Here is a 22,090-nt window from a genome sequence, read left to right on the forward strand (position 1 = left end):
GAGGATTTCGTGGATACGTCTTACCGCACAAGCCTGGAACTGAACCAAAAGCAGCAGCTGTCCCAGTCACAGATCCAGTCTTTGAATATACTGGCACTGGATAATGGGGAGCTGTCTGAGTTCCTGCAAAATGAATATATTGAAAATCCAATCCTGGATTATTCACCGTCCCCCTCTTCCTATACCGTTTCTGAAGACCGGAGTTTTGACATCCCGGCCGAAAACACGGAGGAAGTCAAAACCTTTTTGCTGGATCAGCTGAACCAGAATGATTTCACACCGATGGAATGGCAGACCATGAAGTTCATGATCGACTGCCTGGACTCCGGCGGTTTCTTTAAGATTTCTGTTCATGAACTTTCTGTTCTTTTAACCATTCCGGAAGATGAGATCAGGAAGTGCTATGATGTGCTCTCCGATCTGGAACCGGCCGGAATCTTTTCTGAAAACCTGTCCCAGTGTCTGCTCAAACAGCTGGAGGTGAAAGGTAAAAAAACCGATATTTTGGAGACGATCATCCTGGATCATCTGGATGACATTGCCCTGGGACATATCAGCACTATTTCCAGGAAACTAAAGCTCAGCACGGCAGAAGTCCGAAAAAACATTGCCGTCATCCGAAACCTGAATTCCAAGCCGCTCCAGGGCTTTTCAACGGCGAGGACCGAATATATCACGCCGGATATCATTGTCACATACCAGGAGGACCAGTGGGATATCCGGCTGAATGACGACTGGGTAGGAAATTATTCTCTGAATGACTATTATGTAAAAATGCTCAGAGACGCAAAAGACCCGGAACTGAAAGACTATTTTCAAAAAAAATATGAGCGGTGCCGTTTTATCATCGCAAGCATTGAACAGCGCAGACAGACCATGTTAAAGATCACAGAAGCCGTTCTTGCACGACAGCCTGATTTCTTTTTAAACCATGGCTGTCTGAAGCCCATGACCATGAATGACGTCGCCGGGGATATTGACATGCACGTCTCCACGGTGAGCCGCGGCATCAAGGGCAAATATCTTCAGTTTCCGTGCGGCATCGTTTCCATGAGATCCCTGTTTTCCGGCGCTGCACCTGCCTCCGGCGCGTCTGTCAGCACGGGAGATATCAAGATGATCTTAAAAGAGCTGGTAGCCTCAGAAGACCCGAGAAAGCCGTACAGTGATCAAAAACTCTGCAATCTTTTAAAGGACAAAGGAATCTCCATCTCCAGAAGAACTGTGGCAAAATACCGGGAACAGATGGGGATCAAAGGCACCTACGACAGAAAAGAGACCTAGAGGGCAGGCTGAAAATGTCCCGGGCTGCACCGGCTTCTCAGTCTCTTTGCCGTTTTTAAAGAATGAAACCGATGCTCTCCCAGACTCTCCACAGGCATAACGCCCATAAGGGAATTGGTCAGAAACATTTCATCGTACATTTCTATGTCCTCCGGCCGGATGACCGTCTCTTCCGCCTGAAAAGACCGGCATATATATGCTCTCATGATACCGGGAAGCATCCCGCAGGAAACGGGCGGAGTATAAAGCTTCCCGCCCTTTACAAAAAACACATTGGATACGGTTCCCTCTGTGATCTCTCCTCTTCCGTTCAGAAAAACAGCTTCGCCGAATCCCTGCTGTGCCGCCTTCCTCTTTTCCATCAGATTTTCTGCGTAGTTTAGTGTCTTATAGTATGTGAGCGGCGATGTCTCGTTTCTTCGAATCCCGCTGTATGCTGTACGGATTTTTGTATCTGGCTCTTTTCCCGCATATGGGTTTGGGCGCACAGAGATCACAAAATTTTTCTCTGATACCGCAGTCTTCAGGGCATCATGCCCGGAAAGCTTTTCTTTGTTCCGGTCCAGATATTCCCACACCATTTTTTCTGCCGTTTTCCTTTCAAAAAATATTCCGAAATACTTAACAGCCTCCTCAAGCCTGTCCATATGCCGGTCAAAAAATACCGGTTCTCCGTCTTCCAGAGCCATTGTCTCAAACGCCCCGATTCCAAAATAATACCCTTCATCCATCTGCAGTCTCATTGCTCCTGTCTCCTCTCTCCTGCCGCGATAGCTTCCAGCACCGCTTTTGCTTTCTGCATCGTTTCCTCATGTTCAAACTCCGGGTCCGATTCCCATGTAATACCGCCGCCCACGCCCAGATGGTATGTTCCATCCTTATAAACTGCTGTGCGGATTACAATGTTGAAGTCGCAGTCCCCGTTCAGTGAAAAATACCCGATAGAGCCGGTATAGAGTCCCCTTCTGCTCCTCTCCAGCCGGTCAATGATCTCCATTGCCCGGATCTTCGGAGCCCCGGTTACCGATCCCCCCGGAAACATGGCTTTTATCAGCTGGTCAACAGACATCTGATCTTCCAGTTTCCCTGTCACGGTGCTGACCAAATGAAATACGGTCGCATACTCCTCCGGCACACAATGTTCCGGCACCCGGACACTTCCGGGCGTGCACACGCGGTTTAAGTCATTCCGTTCCAGATCCACGATCATCAGCAGTTCGCTTCGGTCTTTTTCCGACTCTGAAAGCTCTCTTTTCAGCAGTGCATCTTCCTTTGCGTTTTCACCCCTTCTTCTGGTTCCCTTAATCGGTCTTGTCACGGCGGCGCCGTCTTTTACGCTGAGAAAATGTTCCGGAGAGGCACAGATCACCTGAAATTCCCCATAGTTCATATAGGCTCCAAACGGAGACGGATTATAAGTGCGCAGATACCGGAACACCTCATAACACCTTCCGTTTCCCGGAATCGAAAGCTGCTGTGTCATGTTGGCAATATAAATATCTCCTTCTTCAATATGAGCAATCATCTGTTCCACCGCTTTCTCATACTCTTCCTTCCTGAAATCCGGAAAAAACTCTGCTCTCCCCTCCTGTTTCTGTAAAAAATCAGGAACCGTATTGTTTTGCAGTGTCTCCTCCATCTCCAGAAATGCTTTACCGGCGCCGGTAAGTTCCTCTCTTGACGCCAGATAAAGCTGTCTCTCTTCCTGGTCCGCTATGATGAGACGGTCATAAAAAGCGAATACGGCATCCGGAATCTTTAACGTGTCTGCATGTCTGGATGGGATCATCTCAAATTTTCTTCCGAAATCGTAAGACAAATACCCAAATGCCCCGGAAACCACAGGCAGTCCGGTGATATTTTCTTCTTTATATAAGTTCAGATAATGATCCAGAACTTTCTCAATAGGATCACGGGAAATGTTTTCGTTTATTTTGCACACTCCATTTTTCTCCTCCAGAATAAGATAAGGTTTCAGGGCAATGACAGAATATCTGCCCTGTTCATTCTTCATAGAAGAGTCAAGAAATACGGCATATTTTTCGTTCCTGTACGGATAAAAGGCCTCTTCCGGCTCCTTATAAAAATCCAGCTTTTTTATTTTTGTCTTCATGCTCTCCACCTCTCACACAGTCTCATATAATTTGCAAGCAGCTCCGGCCCGTACTCGGTAAGTACCGCTTCCGGGTGAAACTGGACGCCCCAGACCGGCTCTGATCTGTGGCTGACCGCCATCACCTCCCGGTCCGGGGAGACAGCGTCCACTCTGAGTGTCTCCGGAAGGCCCGCTTTGTCCGCAGTCAGAGAGTGATATCTGGTCACAAGAAAATCCTGAGGAAGCCCTGCGAACAATTCCTCCTGTCTGTGCCTTACCGGGGTCAGTTTCCCATGCATAGGTCTTGATCCTTTGATAATTCGGCCGCCGAAGGCATGACAGATAATCTGATGTCCTAAACATACTCCGAGAATTGGAACCCTGCCTGTAAACCTCCTCACCAACTCCACGGATTTTACACATTCCTCCGGACTGCCAGGACCCGGAGACAGAATCAGTCCCTGAAGTTCCTTCTGCCTGTCCAGCCGCTTCAGAGATTCAAAATCTATGCAGTCGCTCCTTACCGGTTTTACTTCTGCTCCCAAACTTTGAAAGTCCCTCACCAGATTATAAACATAGGAATCATAGTGATCCACCATCACATACATTTTAACGCCTCCTCAGAATCATTTTTATACTCATTTGTGTGCTGTCTGTACAAATATCTTTTTATTTCACCGGGGATTCCAATAAAACAGAAAGACTGCCAAAAGCAGACACAGCCCTCAGGCATATGTCCGCTTCCGGCAGTCTTCCGTCTTATTCTCTCCTGACCAGCAGGATTTCATCCGGGCACACCAGCATATTTTGTTTTCATTTCTTTCTGAATCTTACCACACATTCACTGAAACTTCAATCATCAGCGGAACAGACGACAGATCTCATTTTTTACATGCGTTTTACTCTTTCGGCGATCTCCCGGATACAGTCTTCCGCCTGGGGCAGTGAACCGATCCGGTCAAAAAACCCGTGGTCCAGGCCCTCATATAAGATCACCTCCGTATTTATCCCGGCCTCAGTGAGCCGCTTTACAAATTCGTCATTGCATATTTTAAAATAGTCAAATTCTGCCTCTATCATCAGAGTCTCAGGCATTTTTGATAAGTCTTCTGCATAAAGAGGCGATACATTTCCGTCCATTGTAGAATATCCATTCTGCACATACAGCTCTTCCATATAACCTGCCAGTTCTTTAAAGCGGAACAGCCGGTTCATAATATAATCCTTCTGCCCCTCATACATGTCATATAAAGAATAGTCCCAGTGATACGGCGTCTTCTCTGCCGGAGTCAGGTCGAGGGCTCCATAAATATAAACCGCCAGCTTAATTCTCTCTTTCTGATCCATAAGACAGCAGTTGGCAGCCAGGGTGCCGCCTGCACTCTCTCCCATAACTGCAATCTTATCCTCATCGATTTTCAGTTCCCCCGCATGTTCCGTCATCCAGTCTAAAGTTCCCAGCACATCATCTGCCGCTCCCGGAAACGGTGTCTCCGGGGCCAGACGGTATTCCGGCGAGATCACCACTGCCTCTGCCTGTTCCGCCAGATACCGGCATTGATTCCCCTTTGTCTTCACATCCCCGCCAAAAAATGCGCCTCCATGGATAAACAGCACCGCATTCTTTTTCTTTCCGGTGTCCTTTCCCCCGTATATATGGATATTGATCATATGATCTTTTACTTTAATAATCTTCGAGATCTCCCAGATTTCACTTGTCGTGATATCCTCACCTTCCCGTTTCATCTCCGTGCGCAGAAGGGCCAGGTCAAGATCCTCCGACGGGATCTGATTTTTCTGATAAAACATACCGACCCTCGGCTCCCCTTTTGCCATCTCCCTCTCCAGAACTTTCTTCTCAAATGCATGGGGCGTTATCTCTTCTAATTTTTCTTTCACACAAATCTTCATTTTTCTCCCTTTCTATATCAAAAGAAAAAATCCCAAAGAAGCTTGTTCTTTGGGATTTTTGTCTTTAAACAACCTGCTCCAGCAGACATTACGTCCATTTTCACCAGTTCGGAGGCCTTGCATTCGAAGAAATGTTAGTTTTTCTTCTTGAAGCAAAGTTTCGCAGGCGGTGCGCAAAGCGCAGTGAGGCTGTCTGAGCGTTAGCGAGTTCCGAACGGGCCGCCGGAGGAACTTTGCTGAAAGTTAGAAAATCTTACATTCCTGAGACAGCAAGCCGGAGAACTGGTGAAAATGTCATACTTTAGCCAGATATTCTGCTACATTGTCATTTGTGATCAGCACATTGATCAGCTGGCCTTTTAATACGCTTAAGATCGCATCTTTTTTCTCCATGCCATATGCCACGCCGACGCGGATCGGTATTTTTTTCAGGTCTTCCAGGCTTAAACTGATCAGTCTTCCTTCAAAGTCATCTTCGATCAGTTCTCCGTCCTTGTTGACCACATGGGAAAGGATTTCTCCTGTTCCGCCTTTTTCCTGCATCCGCTCAAACTCTTCCACTGGAATGAGTTTTGCATTGATGATAGCGGAGTTTTGATCCACGGTTCCGATTCCCATTACCGCCACATCTGCCGCTCTCGCCAGGTCCATGACTTCCTTCACACTGGCCTCGTTGAGGAAATGTTCTTTTATTTCCGAGGACGTCACATACTGCGGTGCCAGCAGCTGATAGCCGTTGCCGTTGATGATCTTTGCCACCTCATCGATCAGGTAATTAGAGTAAGCCAGACGAAATGATTTCTCTGCAGTAAGAGGAATGTTGGTCGTGGCCATCAGAGGCACCACCTTAACATCGTCCACCTTGAGGAATCTCAGCCTCACGTCCTTCGCCAGGCACTCCACCGTCTTCTGCAGGGTCACTCCTCTTGTCAAGGCAAGAGTCATATGGTTCTTCAGCGTTCTCAGTATATAGTCTGACGCATAAAAGGCAATTTCTTCACTGAGGTCTTCACCATCTTTTACACAGGCGATCACTGCCTCCTTTAAATGAAACTTTTCTTCCAGAATCGTCTCTGTACTTGTCATGGCCCCGTCAGGATAATTGATCTTGATCTGTACATACCCTTCTTTTCTGGCCTGAGCCAGGGTCCTTGATATGGTCGTCCTCGAAACGTTCAGTTTTTTCCCTATCTCCAGCTGTGACATCCCCTGTTTATAATGCATTTCTACCACTTTGATGATGAATCTTTCTTCTCTCAATTTGCCCACGCCTTTCTGTTTTCAATCTATACCCTTCGGGTAAACGTGCTTCGCACGATAAGGTATTTTTCTATTTCTAGTATACATAACTCCGGAAGGACACGTCAATCGAAAGAATCAGCTGAATTAAATAATAACTCCCAAGCATCCCAATACTAAAGAGACTATTGTAACTCCCAAAGTGGCCGCAAAATAGTTTCGTTTTACTTTTGAAAGATATCCCCATACACAGAGTACAACGATCAGCGGAAGCAGTCCCGGCACAATAGAGTCAAAAATGGACTGGAGTGTCGTCGTGTATGCGCTTGTGGCAAATTTTATTGGTGTGGATACTGTCACATAGGTAGAGGCAAGCCCTCCCATCATAAACAGTCCTAAAATACTTGCTCCTGCAATAATCTTGTTGACTAAGCCTGACTTCAGCATATTTTCTGCAAAAGAGTATCCAAATGTGTAGCATTTCTGTGTTAAGAAATATCCGATTCCAAAGCAGATCACAGTCAGCAGTACGATTGGCCCGATGCCGCCCAATGGATTTCCTTTCTTAGCAAGGGGAAGGAATAAACCGATTAAAAGGTACATCAGGGTTGACCATGAGATCGTGTCACCGATACCTGCCAGCGGTCCCATCAGACCGGTTTTGAGGTTCATGATAACCTCTCCCGGAATCGCTTCATAGTTGCGTGACTTCTTTTCTTCCAGTGCTAAGGTAAGTCCAAGAATCGGTCCTCCGCCCCAGTGTGCCTCTGTGTTAAAGAATGTCATATTTCTTTTCAATGCTTCAATATAACGCGGTTTATTTTCTTCTCCCGGATAAAACTTCTTCAGTGCCGGTACCAATGATGTACAAAAACTTGGCGCCTGCATTCTCTCGAAGCTGTGGCAGGTCTCTGCGCTGAACCACCAGATCACCCAGGATTTCAGGATATCTTTTTTACTCAGCAGTTTTTCTGCCGGTTCTTCTTCCTCATCTTCGTCGTCCTCATCCTCGTCTGTCTCTCCCTGGAACTCGTTGGATTTAAATGTGATGTAAAGGAATGTCAGGAATCCTCCCACCATCAGCAGCGGAATGGTTCCGATCTTCGTATACTGGATCAGGAAAAATCCTGCGAAGAAAAATGGAATATATTTTGGTTTTGAGATCAGGTTTGCAATAATGGCAAATCCTACTGCCGGAAGACAGGCTCCCATGGCAGATAAACCGTTTGTCACTGCTGCCGGTATATTATCCAGCACTCCCTGAAGGGCACCGCTTCCAAAATATAATGCGATGGCAACCGGGACACCAAAGCAGATAATTCTTGCGATGGCACAATATATCACCGACCATCTGGTCATTCCTGCCGCATTGCCCTTTTCTACGAATGTATCGCCTTTCTGGGCAAAAAATCCGGCCATTAAGTAAATCAGATTTGTAATCTGTGCTCCCAGCAGTCCAACCGGCACTGCCAAAGCAACTGCTGCTGTAGTGTTGAGTCCGGAAGCCATAGCAACCGGAATTGCTATATAAGCGGCCAGACAAGGATCTGACGGCTGATTTCCTCCCGCTGAGATGACTCCCAGGTAAATCAGCTGCAGTGACGCACCAATAATCATTGCCTGCGGCATGTCTCCGAGCACGGCTCCGACAACCACCGCGTTAAAGATGACGGTATTGAACATGAAAGCTCCGGCCGTATAAGGAACACAGCATTTTGCTATCCCGCAGAATAAGCCAAGCAGCACTGCCTGTAAAATTGTAATCGTCATAGTTTCTCTCCTCCTATGTAAATAAGTTAGTGCAGATCAGGAAATGTTTTCTTCATGATTTCCAGCGACTCTTTTTTGTCTGTGGGCTGCATCTGGAAGTATAACTTCACTCCGGTCTTTTCAATATCCATTAAAGTCTGTGCCTCACTCTCTGACAGACCAACCTGCTTATAAATCTGCTTTCTGTCGTTGATGATCGCCATTTGTCCGATGGTGATCTCCTCGAAGGACACCCCTTTTTCCTGGAGTTCGGCGATCTGTTTTACATCTCTGAAAAGTACGAACACATTTTTCGTCCCGAACTGGTTTTTCTCCCATGCTTCCACTGCTTTGTCCACAGAGAAAATACTTACTTTGATATCCGGCGGCGCTGCAAACTTTAACACGCTTTTCTGCATCTTATCTTTCGCCACATTGTTGTCTATGACCACGATGTGCTGCGCTTTAAAGACATTGACCCACTGTGTTACCACCTGTCCGTGAATTAACCTGTCATCCACTCTCACTGCTAATTTCTTTGCCATAAGCTCTCTCCTTTTATTTTGATGGTTATTTACTCATCATCATCGTTAAGAAATCCTTCCACATCGATTCTGAAAATTCCCTTTTTGCCATTTTCCACTGTGTCCATGCTGAATTCCTTTCCTATGAGTTCTTCCCTGGACATCACTGCATTGATCAGCATCGGTAAATTCATTCCTGCCGCAACTTCCAGTGTCTTTCCTGTCTCCTGAATGTATCTCATAACCTGGTTGCACGGCGTTCCGCCGAACAGGTCAACCATGATCAGGCTTCCCTCCGGAAATGCTTCGATCATTTCTGTAAAAGCTCCTCTGTACTTGTCAATATCATCTCCTGCTTCCAGAGAAAAGGCTGCGATGTTTTCACTGTCTCCGAAAATCATCTGTGCAGTTTTTACCAGAGAGACTGCAAACGGTCCGTGACTTAATAAAATGATCCCCGGCAGGTCTTTGTTCATTTTTTCCTGTCTGTAAACCTTCAAAATTCGATCCTCCTGTTCATACTTCCATATAAGTGTGATTATGTTCTCTATGGTGTTATTATATCCAGCTGTTTCCTCTTTGTCAATAGAAAATGCACATTTTTTCATTTTAGTGGTTAAAATCACAAAAGAGCTCCGGAAACAATTCCGGAGCTCTTCGTGCCAACAAATAATCTATCTTTTTTTCTAAAAATCCAGCATGGTCTTCCCCTCACCGCAGCAGCTCTCAAAATCACGGATAAAGTCTTTCACCGCGTTTTCTGCAATCCCGTTAAATGCAAGTGACTTTAACAGATCGGAACTGACTGTCACCGCACCGATGCCGCCTTTCCCCATATCAATGACCTGCTGTGCGTTTTTAAATGACGCTCCAAGGACTTCGGCCTTATAGCCTGCAGCTTTTACCATCATGTGGATATCCAGAGCAGTCTGTACACCGTTGTATCCCAGATTGTCCAGACGGTTTACATAAGGCGCCAGAAACTCTGCTCCCGCCTTGGCTGCCAGAAACGCTGACATCGTGCCGTAAATGGCCGTGGCTGTAACACGGATATTCTCACTGCTTAAAATAGAAATTGCTTTTAATCCATTTTCCGTGACGGGGACTTTGATAAAGGTATCTTTTCCCAACACAGATACCATATATTTCGCCTCTCTCACCATATCTTCCGTTTCCACAGATAATACCTGTGCGTGAAGCATGGCATCTGAAGGAATCAGGCTGCGGATTTGTTTCAGCTGGTCCATCGGATCAGGATTTCCTGTTTTGCTCAGAATGGTAGGATTTGTTGTCACCCCATCATATGGGTATTTGCTGTACAATTCCTCAATATTTCTTAAATCTGCATCATCAATTAACATTAACATCTGAATCTTCTCCTATATATGATAAAATTTTTTGTTTCCACTGTTCCTGTACTTCTTTGGAGGGCACAGAGAATTCTATGCTCTCACCTTTTCCTAATCTCTTTTCTTTTGCAATGCCCATCCGGTGGTAGGGCATGATTTCCCATCCTTTCAAATTCCTCAGTTCTTTTATGAGTCCCGCGATTCCTCTGAAATGTTCCTCTGTGTCGTTCACTCCCGGGATTACCGGGCACCTCAAAGTGATCACTGCACCCTTCTGGTAAAGAAATCTTAAATTTTCAAGAATCTTCTTGTTTTCCACTCCGGTCAATTCCCTGTGCTTTACATTGTCTGTCTCTTTATAGTCCCATAAAAACTCATCCGCATAGGGAAGAATCCGTTCATAATTCCTCTGGTCAGAATACCCGCTGGTCTCTATGGCTGTGGACAGTCCCATCTCCTTCGATTTCTTTAACAGCTCAAGAACAAAGTCTGCCTGTATCATCGGCTCCCCGCCCGAAAGAGTAATTCCACCTTTGCTTGTACGGAAAAATGCCTGGTCTATACAGACTTCTTCGAGAACTTCCTCTGCCGTCATTTCTTCTCCCACCAGTTCCAGTGCACCGTAAGGACAGCCTTTTGCATATGTTTCTTTTATGGACTGTGGCTCTTTGGATACGGTCTGCAGATTATGACAGATGCCGCCGCATTTGCCGCACTTCCGGCATTTGTTTTCAAAATACTGCAGTTCAGCGGCCGGTGCCAGCCCTTCAGGGTTGTGACACCACAGGCATCTGAGCGGACATCCCTTCATAAAAACATTGCTCCTGATTCCGTCACCGTCATGAATTGAAAAATGCTGGATACCAAAAATCAGCCCCTTCACTTCCTCTTCCATATCTCTATCCTTCCCCGTACATCGTTCTTGCAATAATTTCGTTCTGCAGCACTCTGTCGAGATTCACAAAAAACTCGCAGTAACCGCCTACGCGTACGATCAAATCCCTGTGCTTTTCAGGATGGACCTGGGCATCTTTTATATCGTCCAAATTTGTTGTATAAACCTGGATCTGCGGTCCTCTGTTTTCTATGTAGGTCTTAAGGAGGCTGATGGCAGCCTGCCTCCCTTTTTCCTCATTTAAAAATGCAGGATTCAGCTTATAATTCAAGGCATATCCGCCCGTTATATAGTCATCATTCAGCCGGATGACAGAATGGAGCAGCCTGGTAGGGCCCTTTACGTCTTTTCCCTGTCCCGGTCCCATGCTGTCACTGAACGGTTCTCCTTTATGCCTGCCGTTTGGTGTCGCACCGACAATTTCCCCGTGATAAATGTGGAAAAAGTAACCGAAGAGCGTCGACACATATTTATCCTTTTCTGAATTGTGATTCAGCTCAAAGACCGATTTGGAGAAATGAGTAAGGACTTTGTCCGCAATACTGTCCACTTCTTCTAATCCATTGCCGTAAGCAGGTGTCATGCGGTCCAGCATGGCGCGCAGTTCTTCATAACCTTCAAAGTCTGCCTCCAGCGCATCCTTCATCTGCTCCAGTGTCACCTTCTGATCATCAAAGACAAATTTTTTCACTGCACACAGGGAGTCAGCCGCAGTTCCGATGCCGTAGGCATAGACAGACCAGTGCACAGGACACTCGCTTCCGCCCTGCAGCATATCTTTTCCATGTTCCAGGCACCCATCGATCAAGACTGAAGAAAAGGGATCATAACACCGTTCTGTCATATTGGCTTTCTTCTGCAGTGCCTCCTGCCGGTCAGCTTCTATTGCTATATCCATCTCCTGTAAATATGCGTCCATGAACTCATCAAATGACCGGATCTTAATTTCCCCTGCTCCCCATTTTCTCATAACTTCTTCTATGAGGACCGGAAATGCGATGGCCTCTGTAACTCCCCAGTTGGGCTGTTTCCCGGGAATCATGATCTCCACGCATCCCATATTGTAATAATCATTGGCCTGGTCCTCCGGATATCCAAGCTTCTTCATATTTGTGATCCATATCTCGTCATTTAACAGCATCGGCTGCCCGCATCCGGCTTTGATCGTTTCCAGTGCCTCCTCATAAATCCAGTCAGGATTCAGACGGTTCACCCGGAGTCCCACATTTGGATAAGGCATCCCGGCGTCTTTTGCTGTCTGAAGACAGATCCGGGTCAGCTCATTGGCCGCATCTTTTCCATCCGGGGTAATCCCTCCCAATGTAACACTCTGTACAGTACGCATCTTCGGCTCATTCACCTTCAGCCACAGGCATCCCACCAGCTCTTTTGCCTCGCTGTATGTAATTCTGCCTTCCTCTGTGTCCTTCTTAAAATACGGATATAAATACTGATCCAGTCTTCCGAAAGATAATGCAGAACCGCCCTGGATATTGGCAATGATATGCAGCATCCAGGTCAGCTGGACGGCTTCATAAAATGATTTTGCAGGCTTCTCTGAAATCTTCCGGCAGATGTCTGCCATCCTTTTTAACTCTCTGCTTCTCTCCTCCGTCACGTTGGTATTCTGGCTGTGCAGATCCAGTTCATCCGCATACCGTTTGATAAATCGGATCACTGCGTCAACCGCAATACGGGCTGCCTCATAATATTCAGACTTTTCCGGGTCTGACGAACTGCCAAGCCGGCTGATGATCTCATCTTTCATTTGTAAAAGACCTTTCTGCAAAGCCCTCCCGTAATTGAGATTCAAATGATTTCCCACAAACCACGGGAGCTCATTGTACAGCTTTTTGTCCTCTGCCGCATATGGGATCTTGAATGCGCGTTCCAGCTCTCTTCCGATCTCATACGGTTCCAGATCTTTACATCCGGCGTACCGCTCTTCCATCAATGCAATCTGCTTCTGCAGATCTTTAAATTCGATGCTGGCGTCATGGTGGACTCTGGACATCAGCGACCAGCGGCTTTTTTTGCTGGTGAAATCGTCCTCAAAGCTTTTTGCATGGCCCTCTTCAAACACGATGGATCCGTCAAGATTCTTATTTTCTGCTTTTTCCTTCCGATAGTTCTCAATCGTCTGTACAGACTTCTTTTCCTGTTCTTCCTCTGTCATCCGTTCCTCATACACCGGGCACATGCCGAGCATACTCCCGGCAATCAATTCATACGGAAGGACTTCTAATTTTACTTCTTCCAGTATATTGGCAAAAGCTTTCGCCCTTCTGATCTGTACCGGTTCATTCTCTGTCGTCCTTAATGAATCCGCAATATATTTATAAAGATAAGTGGACCGCACTCCCATATCATTTCGCTGCTGTATCTGCTGTTTTAAAGCTTTTAATCTTTCCTCCATAGTTTCTCCTTTCTGTTATGTGCACATATTTTCACTAATGTGTGCATTTACACTTTCACTGTATAACAATCTGCGGTGATTGTCAAATACGTTTGCTGATTTTTCTACGCATCAAAAAAGGAATGCACCTAAATGCATTCCTTTTTTGCTCTTCTCAACAACAGGGACCTAATGAATCTCCCGCTTTTTCTTTAAGACCATATACACTGCTGCCGCGGACACAATCAAAAAGATCAATTCCATTTCACCCTTGTCTTCGTCTCCTGTTTCAGCTACGCCTTTTCTAAGAACCCGATTGGATCTTGTTTCTGAACTGCCTGCATGAAACTTACCGCTGTTATCATCTTTTTTCTTTTTCTTCTTGCTCTTTGACGGATCATCTGCGGTATTGCCGCTGTTTTTCTGTTCTTTCTGATACACAACTTCTACCGTATGATTTCCGCTCACATTCTTAAAGTCAATTTTTCCAGCATTTTTAAGATCTTTCCGTTCTACTCCGTCCACAATGACCTTCTGGACTTCATATCCCTTGGCAGGCTTCCATACAACCTGATAGCTTCCACCTTTTTCTACATCTCCGCCTGCTGTGATGCTTCCTTTTCCTTCCCTGGATGTCTTAATCTCTATAAAGTCAGGGTTTCCCTGTGTACTGTTGTCTTTCTTTTTATAAATAACTTCCATAAGAATGGTTCCGGTCTGCGCCACTGAATGATATCTTCCCTTTGTCTTCTTTTAAATCATCCCTGGTAACTCCGTCTATGATCACTGCAGAAACCTCATATCCTTCTTTTAGATTCCACTGTACTTCTTTGTTTGTTCCGGCCTCAACTTTGGAAGACGGGGAAATCGTTCCCTCTCCTCCTCCGATGGAAGTAGAAATATCAAACTGCTTTCCGGCTGTGCTTCCATCATGCTTTACAAACTCTATGTAAATCGTATGATCAGACGCCACCCCCTTAAACTGAATGCTTCCTGCGTCTTTCAGATCATCTCTCCCGACACCATCCACGACTACTTTGCCGACATAGTAACCGGGCTCCGGTTTGAAGTTCACGGTGTGGTCTTCCCCACTCTTTGCAGAAGAACTGTCGAACACCTGTCCCTTGTCGCTCTAGGAAGTATTGATCTGATGCTCTTTTCTTATGACTGAAAATATACCCCTTTTTAAACAGAAATTTCTCTTTTTATACAAACATGTATGATTATGATAGGTGTGTCAATTATAATGTCAAATAATTTCCGCTGGAAGTAAATAAGGACAGATGCCCGTTTTGTTCGGCATCTGTCCTTCCTTATCTCCAGCGAAGAATACAGTCTTCAATTTTTCTTATTGTCTTATCTTCTTCTTTGCCTGTAACTTCAAGGATGATCTCGTCCCCTTTACGTATCCTGGCATCGAGAAGTTCTATGATGCTTTTTCCGTCATAGGTGCGGTCCTTCCACATGATCTTTACGTCACACGGCATATTTTCACATAAATTTGCAAGCTCGGCCGCCGTGCGAATATGAATACCGCTGCTGTTTTGGATCTTTATCTTTCTTCTCATACTCATCCGATCTCAAGCCTCTTAATCTCGCTGTCGATCCTTGCTATCTCTTCCTCTGTAAGCTCCCAGTCAAAAGCACTGCAGTTTTCATCGGCTTGTGCCGGGGTATTCACACCTGTGAGCGCCGTACTCACAAAGCTTTTCTGTGTACTCCAGTTAATCGAAACCTGTGCCACCGGCTTTTCGTGTTCCTCTGCGATGGCATCCAGAGTCTTTAACAATTCCATGATCTTTGAAAATGTCGGCTCTTTAAAAAATGGGTAGAATACGAGCCGCATATCTTTCGGATCATACTCCGGACACTCCCTGATAGCCCCGGTTAAAATTCCTGCGCCGAGGGAACCATACGTCATGGTGCCGATGCCCTGAGTCTCCGCCCATTCCATCAGCTCTCTCTCCGTCTGATTTACCATAGAAAACGGCGGCTGAATCACATCGATCTTTGCATATTTCTGCGCTTCCATGATCAGCTCTTTCGGAGAGTTGGACATCCCGATAAACCGGATCTTGCCTTTTTCTTTCAGCATATTGACCGCTGCCATCGTCTCTTCGATCGGCGTATTTACATCCGGCCAGTGCATAACATAAAAGTCAATATAATCCGTTTGAAGGCGTTTTAAGGATTCGTCAATCTCCCTCTCCACGGTATTATATTTGCAGTCTCTCACAGACGTACCGGTAAAATGATTAATATAAGACCCAAACTTGGTCGTCAAATATACCTTATCCCTGATCCCTTTTAACGCCTGTCCAACGACCTCCTCTGAGTGTCCTTCCCCGTAAATCGGTGCGGTATCCACCATATTGACCCCATTTTCCACCATCCGGCGCACGGCTGCGATGGATTCCTTTGTATCCACGTCTCCCCAGCTGACTCCCGCTGAATTGGCTCCCGCAATTCCCCATGTTCCCACGGTCAGCGCTGATATATCTGCTCCTGCATTTTTAAAATGTTTATATCTCATGATTTCCTCCTGATCCTATCTCTGTTTCAATGCTTCTTGATACTGTGCTCCAATCAGATCTAAAAGCTCCCATTCATCCGGCAGCAGTCCACAGTATTTCATTATGGCCTCCCGGATTCCATGTTCCTTTACGTAATCCGTGATCTCGATGCTCTCTGGTTCTTCCTCATCCCGGTAGAGGAATCCATAGGCGATTCCTTTCGCCAGATAATACGGAAGGATATGATGTTTCATACACAGAAGCGCTGGTCCTGTAAAACGGTTCCCTCTTGAGAGTTTCCCTTTGGGCCCTGCGGCAACTCTGCGGATCTCGTCTTTTAAATTGCGGTTTTTCGGCGCATTCATAATAAAATCCACCCATTCTTTCCGCTCTTCTTCTGTAAATCCATACTCTCTGGAAACCGCTTCTTCCGCTTCATAAAAGGCGCCGGAAATAAAGTCATCGATCCACGGATCGTCATATGTATCTGCAATGTAAGTACATCCCTTTGCTTTCCCGAGAAATGCCGTCATACAGTGCTTCATATTCCCTGTATATACTTTCCGGTAAATCTGGGCTTTGGCTTTCACCGATTTCCCTACCTGTTCTGCCTCTGGAAATTCTCCCTTAAACGCTTCCGCGTCAATACCGATGTGTCCGTCCAGTTTGGTTGTGACGGCAAACGGGTCTTCTTCCATCAGCTCTTTGGAAGACGGCATAGCTGCCATGCCGACCATAACCTGACAGATTCCTGTCTTTTCTTTCAGATAAGCCAGCGCTTCCTCATCACCTTTCAACAATTCCCCAAGACGTTTTTCAAAGAAATCCGGAGCCCCAAGGGCGTTGACGCAGAGCAGGATGTTAAAGTTCCCTGCATTTTCCCTGCTTCTGACCTTTATGGCCTGAGCCAGATTCTGCGCGATGCTCTCAAATGCCCCCTCATAGACACAGCAGGCAATCAGATCCACCTGTTCCATGTGCAGGACCAGATCTTTTTCGTCTGAACAGTCCAGGACGTCAAATCCTTTTACAAGCACACGCCGTTTTTCTTCGGCGCCGACTCTCTCGATCAGATAGGTACCCTGTTTTTTCAGCTGTTCCATCCGCTCTGCCATGATGTCATATAAGTACAGATGATAACCGGATTCATAAAACAGCCCTCCGATGACGCCCCGTCCGATATTTCCTGCTCCGATGACCAGCAGTTCTTTTTTCTGTTTTTTCAATGTCAAGACCTCCTATGCGATGATGCCCAGTGCAAATAAGACGACTCCCACAACCATGGTGCCGATCAGGAGAGGCACGACTTTGACTCCTTTGCCGAGCAGCCAGTAGATTGTACCAACCAGGCCAAGGGAGAGAATTTTCGGCATGATGCTGTCCAATGTTGTTTGGAGTACCATTCCGCCGTTTTTCACATCCCCGATAGTGATTGGCGTAGACACGTTGACCGTAGCCACGATCATAGCGCCGATGGCCATGAGTCCGACCACAGAGCAGGCATAGGAAACTTTGTCCATGATTCCGGACTTCTCGGATTTCAGCAGGAATTCTGTTCCCATACTGTACCCGTATTTTAAGCTGTACCAGCGGGCCAGCACATTCGGAATGTTGTACATCAGCAGGAATAAGACCGGAGCAAACACATTTCCCGCGGCAGCCATGCCGATGACTAAGGATGTGGCAAGGATTCTCAGCGTAGAAGGAAATAAAGTATCTCCGATGGCTGACAGCGGGCCCATGAGACCTGTTTTTACCGCATTGATACTCGTGGCGTCGAAGTCTGGATTTTTTTCATTTTCCTCCTCCATTGCCGCAGAAATCCCCAGGGCAAATCCCGCAATATTCGGAGTAATATTGAAGTATTCCATATGGCGTTTCTTTGCCTCTATCCTGTCTTCTTTCTTGTCATAAATCTTATCAATGGCCGGCATCAGGCTGAAAGTGTAGCCATTGTGCATCTGTCCCGGATAATCGTTCATGGCATTCAGCGCAAGATACCGGATAAAAATCTGTTTTAAATCTTTCTTGTTTAACTTAGAACTCATTTTCGTCACCTCCATAGGCCTCTGCCGTCTCCGGCGTATTTTTCTGGTTGGATAAGATGATCAGTACCATCATGACTGCAAACAATGTCACCGCAATGGTCGGCAGTTTTAGATAAGCCGCCAGCATAAATCCCACAAAGAAGTACGGTGCCATTTTCTTGCTGATGATCATTTTAAGAAGCAGGGCAAAACCAATGGCCGGGAGCAGGTTGGCCGCAGAGGCAAGCCCGTTGATGACCACCTTAGGGATGGCATTGACGGCTGCCTGCACCGCAGTGCTTCCCGCATAGATGGACAGGAAGCCATACAAAAAGTAAACAACAAAACTAGTGAAAAATGCACCAAAGAGATAAATTCTTCCTGCAGCCCTTGTATTGTCCTTCTCGATCTTCTTCATCATGACCTGTCCGAATGCCGCGTTCATCAGTTTACACCCGATAAAGATAAAGCCTCCGAGCAGGGCGATCGGCACTGCAAGAGTAGTAGCCACGGCCTTTCCTCCGGTTGTTATAATGGCAAATGCCGTACAGATAGCTCCCGCAGAGCCATAGTCGGGACTCACTGCCGCTCCGATAGGAAAAGACCCGATAAACATTAGTTCCAATACGCTTCCAAGAATCACACCCTGCACCGGATCTCCAAGAACCAGTCCAGTCAGCGTGGAAATGACAATCGGTCGGCAAATCATGCAGTACCCAAAAAAATATTCCATTTTGCAGAGGCCTAAAATCAGCCCCACAAGCAGCGCTTTTGTTAACATATCCCTCTCTCCCTTCTAACTCTCCAACAGTTTTTCCGTAACTTTTACAGCGGTTTCTGTGGGTACCTGCTGTATTTCCATGCGGATACCCTTAGAAAGCAGGTGTTTCAGAGTTTCTGTGTCGTCTGCGGTCACGTTGATTGCCTTACTCAGTGCCCTGCTTCCCTCCACTGCCGGAAGTACTCCCAGGTTTACATCGTTGATCTCCGGAACGGCATCTGTCAGCCTTTCCACGTCCTTTACGTTGTTGACCACAATAAACAATTTATACTTGTCAGTGACGCCTGACTTGATGGCCTTAATGGAATCCTCCATAGATTTGATGACCAGCTTAATTCCCTGGGGTTTGGAAATACGCAGCATAGACTGGCGCATCTCATCTTTTGCCACCTCATCATTTGCCACCAGGATGCAATCCACTCCCAGCGCCCTGGACCAGGAGATCGCCACCTGTCCGTGTACCAGACGATAATCGACTCTTAATTTCTTAATCATAGGTAATCCCTCCTCATTCTTTTCTTAAAATACTACGCTGACCCTGTAAGCTCCGGGGACAACAGCGGCCTCGAAGGCTTCCTGCACCTGATCCAGCGGATATTTTGCCTCCACAAGTTTAGACAGGTCAATTTTCTTTTCGCTGATCAGCTCCGCGGCTTTTTTAAAGTCACAGAGATCCGCTGAAAATGTTCCGATCAGCTCCATTTTTCTGTAATGAATCAGGTTGGAATCCACATGCAGTTCCGGAGCCGGATATCCTGCGGCAAATAATAGAATTCTTCCGTGAAGATGTTTCACCATCTCAAGGGCCTGATCATTGGCCGCCGTGACACCTACCGCCAGGATGACCGCATCGGCGCCGCGTCCGTCCGTCCATTCTTTTACTTTTTCCACCGGATCTTCCTTAGATACATCCACTGCGTGAAGTCCCAGATTTCTTGCTACTTTAAGTTTTTTCTCCATCATTTCCGTGATGAGCACATCGCATCCTTCTGCCTTTAACGCCAGTGCATTCAGAATCCCCATGGTTCCGGCTCCGATGACGACCACTTTTTCTCCCGCGGACACTCTTAATTTGCGCAGTCCCTGGCAGACCGTGCCAACCGGTTCCACAAATGCCGCCTCGGAAGGATCGATGGACGGGTCCATCTTAAACAGAGAGCGGTACGGCTTGACCACATACTCAGAGCAGCCGAAGCCTCCGTGGTAACCGTCCGGTGAAAGTTTATTCCTTCCTTCTCCCAGAGTCACACACTCACTTGTGAGGCCCTTTTTGCAGAACTCACATTTCCCGCAGTTGTCATAGCCGATGCCAACCGGCTCTCCTATTTCAAATCCTTTTACCTCCGATCCCATATCAACGATCGTCCCGCTGAATTCATGCCCGAATGCCATAGGAAACTTCAGATTCTTTCTGGCCCCGGTCCACTGTCCGTAATCTGTCGTACAAATGTTGCAGGCTCCGTTTTTGATCAGCACCTCATCGGCTTTCAGTTCCGGAATCTTCCGCTCATGTACTTTCACCACCCGTTCCTGTTCGATCACTGCAAATCTTGTCGTCTCTGTTTTTGCCATTTCGCTTACCTCTTTCTCTATCTCCTGATATATGGTTTCAATCTTTTCATCGTATCCTCATAGACTGCCGCCGGGTCTTCAAAATATCTGCTGTCTGTATACTCCAGCACCAGCGGCCCTCTGTAATCGTTTTGATCCAGTAATTTCAGTGTCCCTTCCAGGTCACAAGTTCCGTCTCCCCATTTGAGATGGGAAAAGGCGCCGTCTCTGTAATCCATAAAGTGTACCAAATTCAGCCGTTTTCCAAATGCATCAAACCAGTCCTGGAGGGATTCTCCGGCATTGTGGATCGTATGGATGTCTGCGGTCACGGCAAACTGTCCGGAGTTGACCGCTTCCATCATCCGTTTTACATCTTCAAGCCGGTTGCACAGCCTGGTGCTCTTCTTCGATAAGGTCTCCATAGTCAGATATACGCCGTAATCCTCTGAAAATCTGCAGAGTTCCCCGACCATTTCCTCACTCCTTTTCCAGGCTTCTTCCCTGTCTTCGGAAAAGAACTGCCAGCCGGATGTGATCAGCACTCTGTCACAGTCAAGTTCTGACGCCGCCCGGATCATATGCTGAAAATAGCGTTTCGCCTTTTTTCTGATCTCCGGTCTTTTTGCGGCCATGTGAAATGGCTTCGGACAGGACTGCTCCGGCGTCATGCTCACCGCTTTCAGCCCATAGTCTCCAAGCATCCTTTTGAGGCTTTTTGTTTCCTCATGAGTATGGGCATCCACAAAATAGTGGGCTCCGCATGTCCAAAGGTCAATGCTCTCATAGCCGCTTTCTGCTGCCGCCCTCAGATAGTCCTTAAACTCATAAAAGCGGAAGATATGATTCATGGGAGCGGGCTGTTTCCTGTCGATCAGATCCATAGGTTTACCACCGGTTCTGTGAATCAAACAGCCTCATGTAGTGTTCCAGCACTTCCTGAAATCCCTCGGTTCCCGCTGCGATGGTCTGCTGCATGTTCATTTTCTTCGGTGCAAACTCTCCTGCGGCCTTAACATCTTTTCTTGGCGCGCTGCTCTCAAGGGCTTTCCTCAGTGCATTCTTTCCTGCCTCGCTTAAATCTGTGTTTAAATTGACTTTCTGTATTCCGGTCTTCACTGCTTTGGCAAGATTGTCATCTCCTGTGCCGGAACCTCCGTGGAGTACAAGAGGAATCTTGATTTCTTTTGATAAAGTGGAGAGAAGTTCAAATTCCAGATGAGGAGTTCCTTTATACACTCCATGCGACGTTCCCACGGCCACAGCCAGGCAGTCAATTCCGGTTTCTTCCACATAGGACTGTGCTTCTTCCAATTTGGTCAGTCCCGCATCTCTTGTCTCCTCATATTCGTCGCCCTGACCCACATGACCAAGCTCTGCTTCTACGGAAACGCCGACCGCATGAGCCACTTTTACGATTTCCTTTACTTCTCTTACGTTTTCCTCATACAGAAGTGTGGAACGGTCGATCATGACAGAACTGAATCCGGCGTGGATCGCCTGTATGATATCCTCAAAGGCGCCGCCGTGGTCCAGATTCACCGCCACGGGTACTTCCGGATATCTGGCTGCATAAAACCTCGCCAGGTCTGCACACTCGTAAATGCCGTGGACAGAAGCCACATCAAGGATCACCGGCGCTTTTAGTTTTCCTGCGGCCAGAAAAGATGCCTCGATCGTCTCTCTGTTGAATACATTTGGGGCCGCCACCCCGTATCCTTCTTTCTTTGCCTTGCCAAGCATTTCTCCCATTGAAATAATCATTGTATGTAGTTCT

23 protein-coding genes are annotated in these 22,090 nt (G+C 46.7%); 1 reads left to right on the forward strand and 22 read right to left on the reverse strand.

Going from position 1 to position 22,090, the window contains the following annotated elements:
• Positions 1-9 precede the first annotated feature (9 nt).
• Positions 10-1,284: an RNA polymerase factor sigma-54 gene (rpoN, locus tag DWV34_RS00130; protein WP_006568674.1), complete on the forward strand. Its 1,275-nt coding sequence runs from the start codon at positions 10-12 to the stop codon at positions 1,282-1,284.
• Here rpoN and DWV34_RS00135 read toward each other — a convergent pair.
• The 22 genes from DWV34_RS00135 to DWV34_RS00240 form a co-directional block, all read right to left on the reverse strand.
• Positions 1,281-2,027 carry an aminotransferase class IV gene (locus DWV34_RS00135; protein WP_006568675.1) on the reverse strand — a complete coding sequence of 249 codons (747 nt, stop codon included), beginning with the start codon at positions 2,025-2,027 and terminating at the stop codon, positions 1,281-1,283. The genes rpoN and DWV34_RS00135 overlap by 4 nt on opposite strands.
• Entirely contained in the window at positions 2,024-3,397 is a 1,374-nt protein-coding gene (gene pabB / locus DWV34_RS00140; RefSeq protein ID WP_006568676.1) for an aminodeoxychorismate synthase component I, read from the reverse strand. Before pabB ends, DWV34_RS00135 begins: the two co-directional genes overlap by 4 nt.
• Entirely contained in the window at positions 3,394-3,987 is a 594-nt protein-coding gene (locus DWV34_RS00145) for an anthranilate synthase component II (protein ID WP_006568677.1), read from the reverse strand. The genes pabB and DWV34_RS00145 overlap by 4 nt, the downstream gene beginning before the upstream one ends.
• A gap of 280 nt (positions 3,988-4,267) precedes the next feature.
• The gene (locus DWV34_RS00150; RefSeq protein ID WP_006568679.1) at positions 4,268-5,290 is read right to left on the reverse strand and encodes an alpha/beta hydrolase; all 1,023 of its coding nucleotides are present in this window, start codon (positions 5,288-5,290) and stop codon (positions 4,268-4,270) included.
• 294 nt (positions 5,291-5,584) lie between these two features.
• On the reverse strand, positions 5,585-6,559 hold the full coding sequence (locus DWV34_RS00155; protein ID WP_199485870.1) for a sugar-binding transcriptional regulator: 975 nt from the start codon (positions 6,557-6,559) through the stop codon (positions 5,585-5,587).
• 117 nt (positions 6,560-6,676) lie between these two features.
• The gene (locus DWV34_RS00160; protein WP_006568681.1) at positions 6,677-8,299 is read right to left on the reverse strand and encodes a PTS system mannose/fructose/sorbose family transporter subunit IID; all 1,623 of its coding nucleotides are present in this window, start codon (positions 8,297-8,299) and stop codon (positions 6,677-6,679) included.
• Between the two features lie 26 nt (positions 8,300-8,325).
• Positions 8,326-8,823, reverse strand: coding sequence for a PTS sugar transporter subunit IIB (locus tag DWV34_RS00165; protein WP_009289202.1), 498 nt, complete (start codon positions 8,821-8,823; stop codon positions 8,326-8,328).
• A 29-nt stretch (positions 8,824-8,852) separates the two neighbouring features.
• Entirely contained in the window at positions 8,853-9,302 is a 450-nt protein-coding gene (locus DWV34_RS00170) for a PTS sugar transporter subunit IIA (protein ID WP_039947023.1), read from the reverse strand.
• A 186-nt stretch (positions 9,303-9,488) separates the two neighbouring features.
• On the reverse strand, positions 9,489-10,169 hold the full coding sequence (locus DWV34_RS00175; RefSeq protein ID WP_006568684.1) for a transaldolase family protein: 681 nt from the start codon (positions 10,167-10,169) through the stop codon (positions 9,489-9,491).
• Entirely contained in the window at positions 10,153-11,046 is an 894-nt protein-coding gene (locus DWV34_RS00180) for a glycyl-radical enzyme activating protein (RefSeq protein WP_118475037.1), read from the reverse strand. Before DWV34_RS00180 ends, DWV34_RS00175 begins: the two co-directional genes overlap by 17 nt.
• A gap of 4 nt (positions 11,047-11,050) precedes the next feature.
• Complete coding sequence (locus DWV34_RS00185; protein WP_006568686.1) at positions 11,051-13,462, reverse strand: pyruvate formate lyase family protein; 2,412 nt, start codon at positions 13,460-13,462, stop codon at positions 11,051-11,053.
• Between the two features lie 168 nt (positions 13,463-13,630).
• Entirely contained in the window at positions 13,631-14,143 is a 513-nt protein-coding gene (locus DWV34_RS00190; protein WP_006568687.1) for a hypothetical protein, read from the reverse strand.
• Positions 14,127-14,516 (reverse strand): hypothetical protein, encoded by a 390-nt coding sequence (locus DWV34_RS00195; RefSeq protein ID WP_225103650.1) that lies wholly within the window; start codon positions 14,514-14,516, stop codon positions 14,127-14,129. Before DWV34_RS00195 ends, DWV34_RS00190 begins: the two co-directional genes overlap by 17 nt.
• Positions 14,517-14,754: 238 nt before the next feature.
• Positions 14,755-15,015, reverse strand: coding sequence for an HPr family phosphocarrier protein (locus DWV34_RS00200; protein ID WP_006568689.1), 261 nt, complete (start codon positions 15,013-15,015; stop codon positions 14,755-14,757).
• Positions 15,012-15,974: an aldo/keto reductase gene (locus tag DWV34_RS00205; protein WP_006568690.1), complete on the reverse strand. Its 963-nt coding sequence runs from the start codon at positions 15,972-15,974 to the stop codon at positions 15,012-15,014. Before DWV34_RS00205 ends, DWV34_RS00200 begins: the two co-directional genes overlap by 4 nt.
• A gap of 15 nt (positions 15,975-15,989) precedes the next feature.
• Positions 15,990-17,180, reverse strand: coding sequence for a mannitol dehydrogenase (locus tag DWV34_RS00210; protein ID WP_006568691.1), 1,191 nt, complete (start codon positions 17,178-17,180; stop codon positions 15,990-15,992).
• A gap of 12 nt (positions 17,181-17,192) precedes the next feature.
• Positions 17,193-18,002: a PTS system mannose/fructose/sorbose family transporter subunit IID gene (locus tag DWV34_RS00215; protein ID WP_009289205.1), complete on the reverse strand. Its 810-nt coding sequence runs from the start codon at positions 18,000-18,002 to the stop codon at positions 17,193-17,195.
• Entirely contained in the window at positions 17,992-18,762 is a 771-nt protein-coding gene (locus DWV34_RS00220; protein WP_006568693.1) for a PTS mannose/fructose/sorbose/N-acetylgalactosamine transporter subunit IIC, read from the reverse strand. The genes DWV34_RS00215 and DWV34_RS00220 overlap by 11 nt, the downstream gene beginning before the upstream one ends.
• Positions 18,763-18,777: 15 nt before the next feature.
• Positions 18,778-19,257, reverse strand: a complete 480-nt coding sequence (locus tag DWV34_RS00225; protein ID WP_006568694.1) for a PTS sugar transporter subunit IIB — start codon at positions 19,255-19,257, stop codon at positions 18,778-18,780.
• A 24-nt stretch (positions 19,258-19,281) separates the two neighbouring features.
• On the reverse strand, positions 19,282-20,334 hold the full coding sequence (locus tag DWV34_RS00230) for a zinc-dependent alcohol dehydrogenase (RefSeq protein WP_006568695.1): 1,053 nt from the start codon (positions 20,332-20,334) through the stop codon (positions 19,282-19,284).
• A 17-nt stretch (positions 20,335-20,351) separates the two neighbouring features.
• Positions 20,352-21,224: a sugar phosphate isomerase/epimerase family protein gene (locus DWV34_RS00235; protein WP_225103649.1), complete on the reverse strand. Its 873-nt coding sequence runs from the start codon at positions 21,222-21,224 to the stop codon at positions 20,352-20,354.
• Positions 21,202-22,077, reverse strand: coding sequence for a class II fructose-bisphosphate aldolase (locus DWV34_RS00240; RefSeq protein WP_009289206.1), 876 nt, complete (start codon positions 22,075-22,077; stop codon positions 21,202-21,204). The genes DWV34_RS00235 and DWV34_RS00240 overlap by 23 nt, the downstream gene beginning before the upstream one ends.
• Positions 22,078-22,090 lie beyond the last annotated feature (13 nt).

This window comes from Anaerostipes sp. AF04-45, assembly GCF_003461725.1.
In the GTDB taxonomy this organism is placed as follows: domain Bacteria; phylum Bacillota; class Clostridia; order Lachnospirales; family Lachnospiraceae; genus Anaerostipes; species Anaerostipes caccae.